Annotated in this window: 10 protein-coding genes and 1 pseudogene; 10 read left to right on the forward strand and 1 reads right to left on the reverse strand. The window is 38.4% G+C overall.

The genetic code is table 11. From position 1 onward, the window contains the following. The first annotated feature begins 54 nt into the window (after window positions 1–54). From mutM to ABID39_RS05350, 10 genes and pseudogenes are all read left to right on the forward strand, one after another. Window positions 55–930 carry a bifunctional DNA-formamidopyrimidine glycosylase/DNA-(apurinic or apyrimidinic site) lyase gene (gene mutM, locus ABID39_RS05305; RefSeq protein WP_354186761.1) on the forward strand — a complete coding sequence of 292 codons (876 nt, stop codon included), beginning with the start codon at window positions 55–57 and terminating at the stop codon, window positions 928–930. A gap of 75 nt (window positions 931–1,005) precedes the next feature. Then, window positions 1,006–2,403, forward strand: coding sequence for a M20/M25/M40 family metallo-hydrolase (locus ABID39_RS05310; protein ID WP_354186763.1), 1,398 nt, complete (start codon window positions 1,006–1,008; stop codon window positions 2,401–2,403). Beyond that, a complete protein-coding gene (locus ABID39_RS05315; protein ID WP_354186765.1) occupies window positions 2,396–3,016 on the forward strand; it encodes a ribonuclease D in 621 nt (206 codons plus the stop codon). The genes ABID39_RS05310 and ABID39_RS05315 overlap by 8 nt, the downstream gene beginning before the upstream one ends. A 1,112-nt stretch (window positions 3,017–4,128) precedes the next feature. Then, on the forward strand, window positions 4,129–4,449 hold the full coding sequence (locus tag ABID39_RS05320; protein WP_354186767.1) for a hypothetical protein: 321 nt from the start codon (window positions 4,129–4,131) through the stop codon (window positions 4,447–4,449). Between the two features lie 338 nt (window positions 4,450–4,787). Beyond that, entirely contained in the window at window positions 4,788–5,621 is an 834-nt protein-coding gene (locus ABID39_RS05325) for an outer membrane protein (protein WP_354186769.1), read from the forward strand. A gap of 306 nt (window positions 5,622–5,927) precedes the next feature. Continuing rightward, the gene (locus tag ABID39_RS05330) at window positions 5,928–6,761 is read left to right on the forward strand and encodes an outer membrane protein (RefSeq protein WP_354186771.1); all 834 of its coding nucleotides are present in this window, start codon (window positions 5,928–5,930) and stop codon (window positions 6,759–6,761) included. Window positions 6,762–6,937: 176 nt separating this feature from the next. Then, window positions 6,938–7,957, forward strand: coding sequence for an outer membrane beta-barrel protein (locus ABID39_RS05335; RefSeq protein WP_354186773.1), 1,020 nt, complete (start codon window positions 6,938–6,940; stop codon window positions 7,955–7,957). 191 nt (window positions 7,958–8,148) lie between these two features. Next, complete coding sequence (locus ABID39_RS05340; RefSeq protein WP_354186775.1) at window positions 8,149–9,594, forward strand: outer membrane protein; 1,446 nt, start codon at window positions 8,149–8,151, stop codon at window positions 9,592–9,594. Window positions 9,595–9,845: 251 nt separating this feature from the next. Beyond that, complete coding sequence (ileS, locus tag ABID39_RS05345) at window positions 9,846–12,761, forward strand: isoleucine--tRNA ligase (protein ID WP_354186777.1); 2,916 nt, start codon at window positions 9,846–9,848, stop codon at window positions 12,759–12,761. Window positions 12,762–12,954: 193 nt separating this feature from the next. Continuing rightward, window positions 12,955–13,464, forward strand: a pseudogene (locus ABID39_RS05350) (hypothetical protein). Window positions 13,465–13,580: 116 nt separating this feature from the next. On the opposite strand, the gene ABID39_RS05355 reads toward ABID39_RS05350, so the two are convergent. After that, window positions 13,581–14,027, reverse strand: coding sequence for a nucleoside deaminase (locus ABID39_RS05355; protein WP_354186781.1), 447 nt, complete (start codon window positions 14,025–14,027; stop codon window positions 13,581–13,583). Window positions 14,028–14,195: the final 168 nt, after the last annotated feature.

A 14,195-nucleotide genomic window follows, 5' to 3' on the forward strand; every position in this document is an offset into this window, starting at 1 on the left:
CAATTATGTTGTTGGAACGCATAATTATAACGCACATAATGATTAAAAAGATAAATGCCTGAACTTCCTGAAGTAGAAACTGTTCGCCGTGGGTTGGAGCCAGTTGTAACTGGTGCAAAGATTATATCTGTTACGCTTAATCGTAGAGATTTACGATTTCCTTTTCCTGAGTTGTTTTGTGAGCGCCTTATGGGGAAGACGATCGTGGAGCTTGGTCGGCGTGCAAAATATTTATTGTTTCATCTTTCGCAGAATGAAACGATTTTAAGCCATTTAGGAATGTCAGGATCATGGCGCATAGAGGGTAATTCTGTCAGAAAAATATCTTCTCTTACAGGAAAATTTGCTAAGCACGATCACTTTGTCATGGATATTCAAGCACAGGATGGCAAGATTTATCATCTTATTTATAATGATGTTCGTCGTTTTGGATTTATGCTTTTAGTCGATACAGGCAGGCTTTATGAGCATCCGCTTTTGAAAAAACTAGGGCTCGAGCCTATGAGTAATGCGTTTTCTGGTCGTTATTTACAAGAGGCTTTCGTTAATAAAAAAATATCCCTTAAAGGTGTTTTACTTGATCAGTCTATTGTTGCAGGGCTTGGGAATATTTATGTTTGCGAAGCGCTGTGGCGTAGTTGTTTGTCTCCACAGCGTGGTGCATTTACATTAGCATTGAAAACTGTACATGCACGCAAGTGTGCAGATTCTTTAGCGCAGAATGTACGTGATGTTATTGCGGAAGCAATTTTGTCTGGTGGATCTTCTTTGCGTGATTATGTGCATGTAGATGGTTCACTTGGTTATTTTCAACATGCTTTTTCTGTTTATGGACGAGAAGGCGAGGAATGTTTGCAATGTAGAACGCCTATTGTACGTATTTTACAGTCTGGGCGATCAAGTTTTTACTGTCCACAGTGTCAAAAATGAATAAGGTATCTTGCAAAATCTTGTAAGAAGCTTAAAGTCATTTCTATACTGAGGCAAGGATTGAGAGGTTTTTTTGTGCTGAATAAAGTATTGACATGTCTTGATGAGAATATAGAAGAGAGTCTTGAACGCCTTTTTTGTCTTTTACGTTTTCAATCGATTTCTACAGATTCGGCTTATAAGGATGCATGTCGTCAAACAGCTGATTGGTTAGTAGAGGATTTAAAAAGCATAGGTTTTGAAGCTTCACGTCGAGATACACCTGGTCATCCAATGGTTGTTGGGCATCATCCAGGGCCTTCGGATGATTGTCCGCATGTATTATTTTACGGACATTATGATGTTCAACCTGTTGATCCGTTGAGCTTATGGGAGCATGATCCATTTACTCCTTCTTTAAAAGAGAAAAATGGAGAAAAGATAATTTGTGCTCGTGGAGCTTCCGATGACAAAGGTCAGCTCATGACATTTGTTGAAGCGTGTCGTGCATTTAAGAAAGAAACGGGGCAGCTTCCTGTTAAAGTTACAGTTTTATTTGAGGGTGAAGAGGAAAGTGGCTCTTCGTCTCTCGTTCCTTTTTTAAAAGAAAATAGGGATGAGCTTAAGGCTGATTGTGCGTTGGTTTGTGATACAGCAATGTGGAATGCAGATACGCCATCTGTTTGTATTGCTCTTCGGGGAATTCTAGGAGAAGAAGTTACGATTACAGCAGCCGATCGTGATTTGCATTCTGGTGCTTTTGGAGGGGTAGCTGCTAATCCTATTCATATTTTAACGAAAATATTAGCAGGGCTTCATGATGACAATGGTCGTGTAACGCTTCCAGGTTTTTATGATGGGGTTGAAGAAACACCTTCACAGATTTTGCAGTCTTGGAATGCGCTGAATTGTACTGCTGAAAATTTTCTTGGTCCTATAGGACTTTCGATTCCTGTTGGTGAAAGAGGACGGAGCATTTTAGAACTTGTATGGGCGCGTCCTACTGCAGAAGTTAATGGGATTAGTGGTGGTTATGCAGGAGAAGGAATAAAGACGGTTATTGCTTCTCAAGCGAATGCGAAAGTATCTTTTCGTTTAGTGCATAAGCAAGATCCAGAGAAGATACGTCAAGCTTTCCGTCATTATGTGTGCAGTCTACTTCCTGCTGATTGTACTGTTGAATTTAAAGAGCATGGTGGTTCTTCTGCAATTCAAATTCCTTATGATTCACCTTTTATCAAGGCAGCAAAAGAAGCTTTATCGCAAGAATGGAGCAATCCTGCTATACTTGATGCTGTGGGGGGATCAATTCCGGTTGTTGGAGATTTTCAGTCAATTCTTGATATGGAGTCTGTTCTGGTTGGATTTGCATTATATGATGATCGTATTCATTCTCCTAATGAAAAGTATAATTTAAAGTCGTTTCATAAGGGGCAGCGGTCTTGGGCGCGTATTCTTGCAGCTTTTTCAAATAATAGGAGGGTAAATGACTGAGATTCGTGTTCATCGAGGTGATTTGCCAAACCTAGACAATTATCAAGTTGATGCTGTTGCTGTTGATACTGAAACTTTAGGATTACAACCGTATCGTGATCGTTTATGTGTTGTTCAGCTTTCTTCTGGAGATGGCACTGCTGACGTTATACAGATTGCTAAAGGGCAAAAGAGTGCGCCGAATTTGGTTAAATTGCTTGAGGATAAGGCTATCACCAAAATATTTCATTTTGGGCGTTTTGATCTTTCTATCTTAGCACATACATTTGGTGTTATGCCAGAAGTTGTTTTTTGTACAAAAATTGCTTCGAAACTTACGCGTACCTATACGGACCGTCATGGATTAAAGGAAGTTTGCGGTGAATTGCTGAATGTGAATATTTCTAAGCAGCAGCAATCTTCGGATTGGGCTGCTGAAACTTTATCACGTGCGCAAATCGAATATGCTGCTTCAGATGTTTTATATTTACATCGTTTAAAAGATATATTTGAAGAACGCCTAAAACGTGAAGAACGGGAGAATGTTGCAAAGGCATGTTTTCAATTTTTACCTATGAGGGCAAAGCTTGATCTTTTAGGATGGTCTGAGGTTGATATTTTTGCACATAGCTGAGTTTAGAAACTTTTTTAAACCAGAGCAGAAAGAATTATCGATAATGCCGTAAACATTGCTCTTTGAGATGATGTTTTACGGCATTATCAATAGCTTAAAACACGATGTTATTTCTATTTTTGTATCAACCAGTAAAAATATAAATTAAGCTGAAAATTCAGAACTTGTCTGTTAGGTCTACGACATGAGTTATTGTTAGCAAATACTTTATCAAGAGCAATCAATTTAATGATAGATGAGTGTAGGTAGTATCCCTTAATTATTGGAAGAGATAAATTATTGTGAAGAAATGAGATAGCACTTTTTTACCAGTTTCCAATGTTGCAAGAGTTATTGCATTAAAGCGGTGAAGTATTTATCCTTTCTTTAAAAGAGATTTTTATCTATACACTTATCACATTTCTGACATGCAATGATATTATTTTACTATGAAAATGATTTGAAAGAAGAGCAATTTACGGTATTAGTGGTCCTACTTCAACAAGAAGAAAGATGAATTATCTTTGTAAACCAAGCTATTATTTTATAGCAGGAAGTGAAAGTTAAGGACGCAACAGAGCAATATACTCCCATAATATGGATGCTCACATTTTTTATTTTTCTTATCTATTTTGATGAATAACGTTATGGATCGTAATTCTTAGTGTTATGAGTTCTGTTTAATTTGAGGCTTTTGCAGTACAATCTCCGTTATAAATATGTACTTTTTATGTTTGTAATTGTCTTTATTTTAAGTTTTCTTAAAAGGGACAGGTAGTAGCAGAAGAATAAATAATTTTATTAGAAGGTTTGCTATACGAGCACTGTCGAAATAGTATAGGGCAAGGGAGAACTTAGTATTCTGATGAGAAATATCTTTGTTAAAAAAGTGCTTTGGTGAATATTTATGCGGCTAGTTTTTTATGTGTATTGTATGGTTGTTTATTATAAAACCAGTGATGTCTGGGTTTGTACAACTTAAATTTTTTTTTATTTTAAAATTAAAGAACTACAAAGCTCCATTTCGGTAGCAGTCTCATTTTTATCTATTAAGTGTATTGTTTCTCTATGGAAATTGGAAACTAGAGCACTATTATAAAATCCATTATGGATATTTATATGGAGATAAATTTATGAACATAAAATATTTTATTGCAACTTTCGCTACTTTTGCTTCAATTTCTGCAGCACAAGGAGCGAGCTTTGTCGTTGTCCAAAAGTTAGCAGAGAGAACACCTTCAGCTATCTCTTCTGAAGACTTTTCTTTTGGTAATCGGGTTTGCAATGTTTTATCTGAAGTTTTTCAAAAAGAATCTTCTTGTATTGATAATTGTTACAGATCAACAGCTGTTGAGTTAGTAGCAGCGCCATCTTCGCATAGAAAAAGAGGTCCGAGATCTCGAAACAACGGAAGGCGACCAAATCTGTTTGGGAGGAGTCCAATGAGTTTTTAGTTAGTGCGACAGTGATGTTAAGAGATATGTTTTATTTTCGGTAAGAAGTAAATCTTAAAGGAGGGGAGGTATTTTAAAAATAGAATCTTGGTGTTGTTTATTCACAATTTTTTTGTAGAGGTGGTTTTGTCATGAGAGAAAGAAATTTGAAAGGTCAAGTTATTGATCGGGTAGTGTGATGGTTAAATCTAGGGATATTTTTCTAAAAATTGGGTGAGGTGCGTTTTGCAAGAGGTGAAGATGCATGTATTTTTTATGAGTGTGTCATTTTTACTACAGATATCTAGAGTTGGGGCTCTATATAGAGTGGCGAGTTTAATATTCAGCGGAGAGAAAATATGAAAATAAAATGGTTAATAACAGCTTCTGCTTTTGCTTTTGTTTCAGCTTCAGCAGCGCATGCAGCAGATGTTATTGTTCCCCCAAATCCTGCACCTGTTGCACCGGCTATTGTTGCCCCTACTTTTTCTTGGACAGGTTTTTACTTTGGTGGTCAGGTTGGTGGTTTTTCGAGCAAAACAAAGATGAATATTCTTTCTAAGGGAAAAACCATTCCGGTGAATAACGATTTTTTGCCGAAGCTTTCAGGTTTTATAGGAGGAATCTATGGGGGATCAAATATTGATCTTGGCAATGGTCTTATTCTTGGTGTTGATACAGATGTTATTTGGCATAATAAAGAAAATACGAAGACAGGAAAATCATATTTTATTCCTGAAAATCATTTAAATTATATTGCAAAAATACTGCAAGATGCTGGTATTAATTTTGATAAAGACGCAATAAGACATGGTGACAAACGTACGAGCAGTTTTACTTTTAAAGAGAAGTGGGCTGGGGCTACGCGTGTGCGTATTGGTTTTGCGGCTGAACGCATTATGCCTTATATTGCTGGTGGTGTTGCCTATACAAAGCTTCAAGATATCACTTCAGTATCAATAACAGAGGGAAAGACAAATAAGGTCATAGTCTCTGGAAACTTATCTGATGAAACAAAATCATTTATTGGTTACACTCTTGGCGCTGGTGTTGATTTGGCAATGACCAATAATGTTATTGTCCGTGCAGACTACCGTTATTCAGATTTTGGTAAAAAGAAATTTTCAAACGATAAATATGAAACTTCTTACAAAACCAATGATTTCCGTGTTGGTGTAGCTTACAAATTTTAATTTATTATAAGGTAAATTACGAAGAAGTGCGTTTTTTGGCGATATCTATGGTTAATTTTCTGTGTATGAGGAATGTTATCACGCATTGATTTTGATCAAAAGAAATTTACAAATGCTAAGCAGTAATTTATTTAGAAAATCAATTATTGATGTATTTATTTGACTGAAAGCTTCTTGTTCAAAGTAACATAATTCAAGAGGTCTCATCTCTGAATGGGGCCTCTATTTTTATAACTGTATTATTTTTCTACATATTTTTTTGTGTAATGTTTAATATCAAGCGATAATTAATAAGGAGCAAAATATATGAATATAAAATCTTTAATGACGGCTTCTGTTATCGCTTTGATTTTAGTTTCTGCAACACACGCTGCTGGTGTTGTTATTCCTCATGAAGTAACACCACCGGTTATTAATGCTCCATCATTTTCTTGGTCAGGTTTCTATCTTGGTGGTCAGATCGGTGGTTTTTCAAGTAAATTTGAGACAGTTGTGTCAGAGACAAAAGAGAAATATAGTGAAAGGCTTCTACCTCAGCCTTCAGGTTTTATGAGTGGCATTTTTGCAGGTTTCAATGTTGGTCTTGGAAATGGTCTGATTCTAGGTGTTGAAACCGATGCAAATTGGGTCGGTCTAGAACAAACAAAACCATTCTTTTTTTTGAACAGTAATAGTACTGATAAACATGGCACTGCTAACACGGATAACTCTCAGGGTAAGGACATTGCGAATCTTATTGAAATTTCTACACCAGTATTAGAGGATAACACGATTAGTGGTAGTATCACTTTGAAAGAAAAATGGTCTGGTGCTACGCGAGTACGTATGGGGTTTGCTATTGCTGATCGCATTATGCCTTATGTTGCTGGCGGTGTTGCCTATGCGCAGGTAAAAGATAGCTATTCAGTTAATTTTGCAAAAGAAGGGGATCTTGGAACTGCTGTTAAAATGTTTGATGACACAAAGACATTTGTTGGTTTTACCATTGATGGTGGTATTGACCTTTCTGTGATTGATAATGTTCTCTTGCGTGTGGAATACCGTTACTCAGATTTTGGTAAAAAAGCATTTGTAAAAGGTGAAGACAAATTTAGTTACAAAACCAATGATTTCCGTGTTGGTGTAGCCTACAAATTCTAATTGAGTTTAGTACAAGGTTAACTTCAATGAGTGCAGAACTCAATTATTAATAAATTAAGTTTCTAAGAGGCTCCGTCTTTGACGGAGCCTTTATTTTTAAGAGTGTGATATTTTTACTACAGATTTATTTTACATAAATGTTTAATGTCACACGATAATTAAAAGGAGCAAAATATATGAATATAAAATCTTTAATGACGACTTCTGTTATCGCTTTGATTTCAGCTTCTGCAGCACATGCTGCTGATGTTGTTGTTCATCATGAAGTAACACCACCGGTTATTAGTGCCCCATCATTTTCTTGGTCAGGTTTTTACCTTGGTGGTCAGATTGGTGGTTTTTCAAGTAAAACTGAAGCAGTTGTGTCAGAGACAAAAGAGAAATATAGTGAAAAGTTTCTACCTCAGCCTTCAGGTTTTATGGGTGGAGTTTTTGCGGGTTCCAATATTGATCTTGGAAATGGTCTGATTCTAGGTGTTGAAACCGATGCAGTTTGGGCTGATCGAGGAGAAACAAAACAGGTTTCTTTTGTAAGCAATCCAGAGAAGCCAGAAGGTGAAAAACCTGGAAATCCAGAGGGAGAAAAACCTGGAAATCCAGAGGGAGAAAAACCTGGAAATCCAGAGGGAGAAAAACCTGAAAACCCAGAAGGTGAAAAACCTGGAAATCCAGAAGGTGGAAAACCTGGAAAACCTGGAAAACCTGGAGGTTCTGAAGGTGAAAAACCTGGAAAACCTGGAGGTTCTGAAGGCGGAGAACCTAGTAAAGCTAGAAAAGCCGCAGATGACAAACCTGAAGGTGAGAAACCTAGTGCTCCAGAGAAGATTACTGGTAGTATCACTTTAAAAGAAAAATGGTCTGGTGCTACACGAGTACGTGTTGGTTTTGCTGCTGCTGAACGCATTATGCCTTATGTTGCTGGTGGTGTTGCCTATGCGCAGGTGCAAGCTAGCGGTTCAGTGGATGTGGCGAATAATGCTGCAAAAAGCGATGAAGCTTCTGAAAAATTTGATAGAACAAAGACATTTGTTGGTTTTACCATTGGTGGTGGTGTTGATTTTTCTATGGCTGATAATGTTCTCTTGCGTGCAGAATACCGTTACTCAGATTTCGGTAAAAAAGCATTTGAAAAAGATGGAGATAAACTTAGCTATAAAACCAATGATTTCCGTGTTGGTGTAGCTTACAAATTCTAATTAAGTGTTCCAGTTTAGTGCAGAATTGACTTCAATTGAGCGCGAAATTGAACTATTAATTAGAAATTAATTTTTAAAGAGGCCCTGTCTTTGATGGGGCCTTTATTTTTTGTGGATGTGATATTTTTGCTACAGATCTTTTAAAGTGGATGCACTATAAACAATTCGTTTTGGATATTTGGAGATTTTTTATGAATACGAAACGGTTAATAACGGCATCTATTTTTGCTTTAATTTCAGCTTCTGCGGCTCATGCTGCGGATGTCATGGTTCCTCATAAACCAATGCCAGAGGCTTCGTCAGCTTTTGTGGCGCCTGCTTTTACATGGACAGGCTTTTACTTTGGTGCTCAAGCTGGTAGTTTTTCAAGTAAAACCGATATGAATATTATTGGTGAACAAAAAACGATACCACTGAGCAAGGATTTATCACCTAATCTTTCAGGGGTTGAAGGTGGTTTCTACGCAGGTTCCAATATTGATCTTGGCGATAACTTCGTTTTTGGTATCGATACAGATTTAATGTGGTCTGGAAAAAAACACACAAAGACCATAACTATAGGCGCATCTGAAACTTCTGCAGTAGATAGCGCAGTGGTAAGATCTCGTAGATCTGCAGCAGTAACGCCATCAACAGGGACACAAAAAGATACAACATTATTAAATGGATCAGCAGCAAAGCCAGCAGCTACAAAACCAGCGCCCGCAAAACCAGCGCCCGCAAAACCAGCAGATACAAATCCAGCGCCCGTACAGACAGCCGCTGCAAAACCAGCGCCTGCACAGCCAGTGCTAGAAAAGCCAGCATCTGAAAAACCTGCAGCATCTGCACCTGCAAAATCGGAGGCAACAAATACATCAGCATCAAGGAATTCAGGAACTACATCAGCGAGAATGCCGCTGACACTTGCAAGGTCGGCCTCATCAGAAGAGTCAGATTCATCAAAATCAGCTTCATCCGTTGGCAATGGGGCTGTACAGGGTAATCCTAGTGGATCTAGTAGCGGTGCACAGAGTCCTCATTCGCACCATGTTCATCATGGTTCTGGACAAAATGCTGGTCATCCTGCTGGGCACGGCGTTGGTGCTCATCCGCATGCTGCTAGCAATCCACATGGTGGCAGTGCTCGCCCGCATGGTGCATTGGGTATGCCTGAACGTGGTGCGTCAAGTGCGCAAGCTGCGAATAAGGATGGCACTAGTGTCTATGGTATAGAAGAAATGAAGAAGGTAGCTTCTGAATTTGGTCTCGAACAAGAGGATGAAGTTGAAACTTTAAGCCATACTTTAAAGCAAAATTGGGCTGGTGCTACACGGGTACGTATTGGTTTTGTTGCTGATCGCTTTATGCCTTATGTTGCTGGTGGTATTGCTTATACGCAGCTTCAAGACACTGTATCGTTATCATTTAAGAATGAAAGCGGAAGAGAGATTTCTTCTAAAAACTTAACCGATGAAACAAAGACAATGATTGGTTATACCCTTGGTGGTGGAATTGACTTTGCGATGTTAGACAATCTCATTGTGCGTGCTGAATATCGTTACTCTGATTTCGGTAAAAAGAAATTTGCAAAGGAAAAACTTGAAATAAGTTACAAAACAAATGATTTCCGTGTTGGTGTAGCTTACAAATTCTAATTGAGGATAATATTAAATTGTTAAGAGACTCCACCACTGGTGGAGTCTCTATTTTTAGAAGAATCATTTTTTGGTTTCCTTTCTTGATAGTTTCATGATAAAGCCCATGGAATGTGATGATATATCTTCTTGATCGCTGCTTAATACGAATGATGAGTTTGGCTTTCCCTATAAATCAAAAAACCAGAATTGCAGGGTTCAGGGGAGTTATGCAAAAATGAAATCGTAAAAGTGGACAGGAATATTTCACAATGACTGTGAAAAATGAAACAATAGATTATTCAAAAACTCTTTATCTACCACAAACAAATTTTCCTATGCGTGCAGGGCTGCCGCAGAAAGAGCTTGAACTGATGGCGCGGTGGGAAGAGATGGGGCTTTATGCAAAATTGCGTCAGCAAGCTAAGGAGCGTCCACTTTACATTCTTCATGATGGCCCACCTTATGCAAATGGGAATATTCATATTGGTCATGCCTTGAACAAAGTTCTCAAGGATGTGATTGTCCGTTCATTTCAAATGCGTGGTTTTAATGCAAATTATGTTCCTGGTTGGGATTGCCATGGGCTTCCGATTGAATGGAAGATTGAAGAAAAATACCGTGCACGGGGAAAAAATAAAGACGATGTTCCTTTTAATGAATTTCGTCAAGAATGTCGTGAATTTGCACAACATTGGATAAGTGTTCAAAGTGAAGAGTTTAAACGTCTAGGTATCGTGGGAGATTTTAACAGTCCCTATACCACAATGGCGTTTCATGCAGAAGCACGTATTGCCAGCGAGTTGATGAAATTTGTTATGTCAGATCAGGTTTATCGTGGTTCAAAACCTGTTATGTGGTCTGTTGTTGAGCGTACGGCTTTAGCTGAGGCAGAGATCGAATATCATGATCATGAATCAGAGGTCATATGGGTTAAATTTCCGATTCTTAAAACAGATTCTCATGATTTACATGATGCCTTTGTTGTAATTTGGACAACGACTCCATGGACAATTCCTGGTAACCGTGCAGTTAGTTATTCTTCGCAGATTGCTTACAGTGTTTACGAAATTGAAAGTGCAGAAAATGATTTTGGTCCTCAAGCTGGAGAGAAGCTTCTTTTTGCTGATGCACTAGCCATGAGTTGTGCAGAAAAAGCAAAACTTATTTTGAAGCGTTTGCGTGCTGTTTCTGTTGACGAGCTTAAAACGCTCGTTCTTGCTCATCCACTGAAAGGTTTGGCTGGGGGGTATAATTATAAAATTGCATTGCTTGATGGTTTGCACGTAACAGATAGTGCTGGTACAGGTTTTGTTCATACAGCGCCAAGCCATGGGCGTGAGGATTTTGAAATTTGGAATGCTTATAAACCTCTACTAGAACAGGCGGGTATTGATTCTTCTATACCATTTCCTGTTGATGATGCTGGTTTTTATACGAAGGAGGTTCCTGGTTTTGGTCCAGATCGTGAAGGGGGACCTGCACGTGTTATTGATGATAATGGAAAAATGGGTGATGCCAATAGAGAGGTTATAAACGCTTTAATGAAGGCAGATCGGTTGTTCGCACGTGGTCGTTTAAAGCATTCTTATCCTCATAGTTGGCGTTCAAAAAAACCAGTTATTTTCCGTAATACACCACAATGGTTTATTTCAATGGATAAAGATTTTGGAGATGGTTCAACTTTACGGAGTCGTGCTTTAAAATCTATTTCAATGACGCGTTTTGTTCCTTCTTCTGGTCAAAATCGTTTAGCTTCTATGATAACAGATCGTCCTGATTGGGTTCTTTCTCGCCAGAGATCTTGGGGGGTTCCTATTTGTATTTTTGCTGATGAAGATGGCGTTATTCTTAAAGATGAGCGAGTCAATGAGCGTATTTTGCAGGCTTTTGAAACAGAGGGGGCTGATGCGTGGTTTGCTGAAGGGGCACGTGAGCGTTTTTTAGGTGAACGTGCACATGAACCTTGGGTTCAGGTTCGTGATATTCTTGATGTTTGGTTTGATTCTGGAGCGAGCCATAGTTTTGTATTAGAAGATCGAGATGATTTGAAATGGCCTGCTGACGTTTATTTTGAAGGTTCTGATCAGCATCGCGGGTGGTTTCAAGCTTCTCTTTTAGAAAGTTGCGGTACGCGTGCTTGTTCTCCTTATAAGACAGTGATCACACATGGTTTTACTTTGGATGAGAACGGCAAGAAAATGTCTAAATCCTTGGGCAATACGGTTGTTCCACAAGAGATCATTAAAACATCTGGTGCTGATATTTTTCGTCTCTGGGTTATGACAACGGATTATTGGGAAGATCAGCGTTTGGGCAAAAAAATTCTTCAAACAAGTGTAGATTCCTATCGTAAACTACGGAATGCAATTCGTTGGATGCTTGGAACTTTGGTGTATGATGAAGGAGAAGAAATATCTTATTGCACATTACCGGATCTTGAAAAATTTATATTGCATCGGCTTTTTGAACTCGATCAATTAATTAATCGAGCATATGATGAGTTTGATTTTAAGAAAATTATGCGTGCATTATTAGATTTTTCGATCACTGAATTGTCAGCGTTTTATTTTGATATCCGTAAAGATTCTCTTTATTGTGATGCACCTTCATCAAAAAAGCGTAAAGCTTCCTTGCAAGTCGTCCGTGAAATTTTTGAACGAATGGTAACATGGCTTGCTCCTATGTTGCCTTTTACAATGGAAGAAGCTTGGTTGGAGCGTTATCCAGAAAGCCATTCAGTCCATTTAGAACAGTTTCGCCCTGTGCGGGAAGAATGGCAAAACGAATCTTTGGCTGAATGTTGGAAGAAAATTCGGCAGGTGCGTAAAGTTGTGACAGGTGCTTTAGAATTAGAACGAGCGGAAAAACGTATTGGATCGTCTCTAGAAGCAGCACCTATTGTTTTTATTTCTAATCCGGCTTTACTGGAGGCATTAGAAAATTTAGACATGGCAGAAATTTGTATTACCAGTGCCCTAACAATCAGACAAGATGAATCACCCGCAGATGCTTTTACTCTAAGTGATGTGGAAGGCGTTGGTGTTTATCCAGGGAAGGCTTTAGGTAAAAAATGTGCTCGATCATGGCGTTATACACAAGATGTTGGGAGTGATCCAACTTATCCTGATGTTTCTGCTCGCGATGCAGCTGCTTTACGAGAATTACAGAAACTCGGAAAAATTTAAAATGAGTGAAAACAATGCAGGATTGTAAATAGCATTGTTATCATTTGAATTCTTTCATTGATACGTATGTTTTTTTATGATACTGAAAAAAACCTTTGTTTTATCTATAGGGAAAATTTGGTTATGGGGTTGGGCCTCACACTAAAGCGCTGGAGTGTCAATCACCCATATGCTGAGGGGAGTGTGATAAGCAGTGAAAAAACGTGAAGTGAAAATATTATTAATCAGCATTTTAGGTTTGTGCGTTGTTTTAACAGGGTGTAATTTATCTGCTCCCACCTATGGTACAGGGAAGGTGGTTTCTTTGCAATTTTTTGAAGATATTGCTAACATTGGCTCATTAAAGACAAAAAATAATAACAGCCAGCTTGTTATGAAACCTCGTCCGGAACTTGTAGAGGTGAAACCTAGTTCGCACCTCGTTTTACCAATACCTCAGCAAGAGATGATACAGGATAATTCTTTTGGTAAAAAGACAACACGAAAGCAATATCCTAGTAATGTCCATACTGATATTTCTAGTTCGCCCAGAAATAAAAGTGTTTTGCAGTTGAATGAGAAGCAAAGACAAGAATATTTACGTCGTCAGAGAGCACAAGTTGGAAGTGCGAAATATCGTTGATATCTCACTGAGCCGCCTTTAAGTTATCGTCAATCAGCAAAAATTGTACTGGTTGGTCAACAGGGTAAAGCGAAGCATTAAGAGAGCGTGATAATGCCTCTAAAGGAGGTTGGATAAAAAGAGCTGGTGGTTTTTTAAAGAAATATGGTACTATGTTAAAGTGAAGGGGGCGTTATGAATAAGAATAGAGGTGGTTTTTAACGTCGCTTTTGTGCAAAAAAATCTTTAAGAAGTTGTGCAGCTTCTTTTTCCTTGAAACCAGAGTAAACCTCAGGTTTGTGGTGGCATGTTGGTTGCCGATAAAGGCGTGGGCCGTGTTCAATGGCACCTCCTTTTGGATCATTTGTGGCATAGTAAAGGCGCTTTATGCGTGCGAATGAAATGGCAGCAGCACACATAGCACAAGGTTCAAGCGTTACATAAAGGTCGCAATCGGTAAGCCTTTCGCTTTGAAATATCTCGCAGGCTCTGCGGATGACACGCATTTCTGCATGTCCTGTAGGGTCATATGCGGCTTTTGTGTAGTTGCCAGCGCGTGCAATGATTGTTTTACCTCGTGTGATAACGGCGCCTACCGGTATTTCATCTTTTTCGTTTGCCCATTGTGCTTCTTCAAGGGCTATTTCCATAGGAGTCAAAATCATAGAATTTTTTCCACTAAAGTGTAGGAAGTTTAAAAGGCTTCTCTATAGAAAGAAATACGATAAATGAATAGGCTTACAATGATGGAGTATTGTTTTTTAATGTTTAAAATCGATTTGTAAATAAACCAGTATATTATTATTGCTAAAAGATAGAAAATGATAATTACT

Origin of the sequence: Bartonella japonica (assembly GCF_040545385.1) — a bacterium.
GTDB classification, from domain to species: Bacteria; Pseudomonadota; Alphaproteobacteria; order Rhizobiales; family Rhizobiaceae; genus Bartonella; species Bartonella japonica.

Excerpts from the sequence above, each read along its gene's own strand:
- mutM (WP_354186761.1), top strand. The coding sequence starts at position 55 with ATGCCTGAACTTCCTGAAGTAGAAACTGTTCGCCGTGGGTTGGAGCCA.
- ABID39_RS05315 (WP_354186765.1), top strand. The coding sequence starts at position 2,396 with ATGACTGAGATTCGTGTTCATCGAGGTGATTTGCCAAACCTAGACAAT.
- ABID39_RS05320 (WP_354186767.1), top strand. The coding sequence starts at position 4,129 with ATGAACATAAAATATTTTATTGCAACTTTCGCTACTTTTGCTTCAATT.
- ABID39_RS05325 (WP_354186769.1), top strand. The coding sequence starts at position 4,788 with ATGAAAATAAAATGGTTAATAACAGCTTCTGCTTTTGCTTTTGTTTCA.
- ABID39_RS05330 (WP_354186771.1), top strand. The coding sequence starts at position 5,928 with ATGAATATAAAATCTTTAATGACGGCTTCTGTTATCGCTTTGATTTTA.
- ABID39_RS05335 (WP_354186773.1), top strand. The coding sequence starts at position 6,938 with ATGAATATAAAATCTTTAATGACGACTTCTGTTATCGCTTTGATTTCA.
- ABID39_RS05340 (WP_354186775.1), top strand. The coding sequence starts at position 8,149 with ATGAATACGAAACGGTTAATAACGGCATCTATTTTTGCTTTAATTTCA.
- ileS (WP_354186777.1), top strand. The coding sequence starts at position 9,846 with ATGACTGTGAAAAATGAAACAATAGATTATTCAAAAACTCTTTATCTA.
- ABID39_RS05355 (WP_354186781.1), bottom strand. The coding sequence starts at position 14,027 with ATGATTTTGACTCCTATGGAAATAGCCCTTGAAGAAGCACAATGGGCA.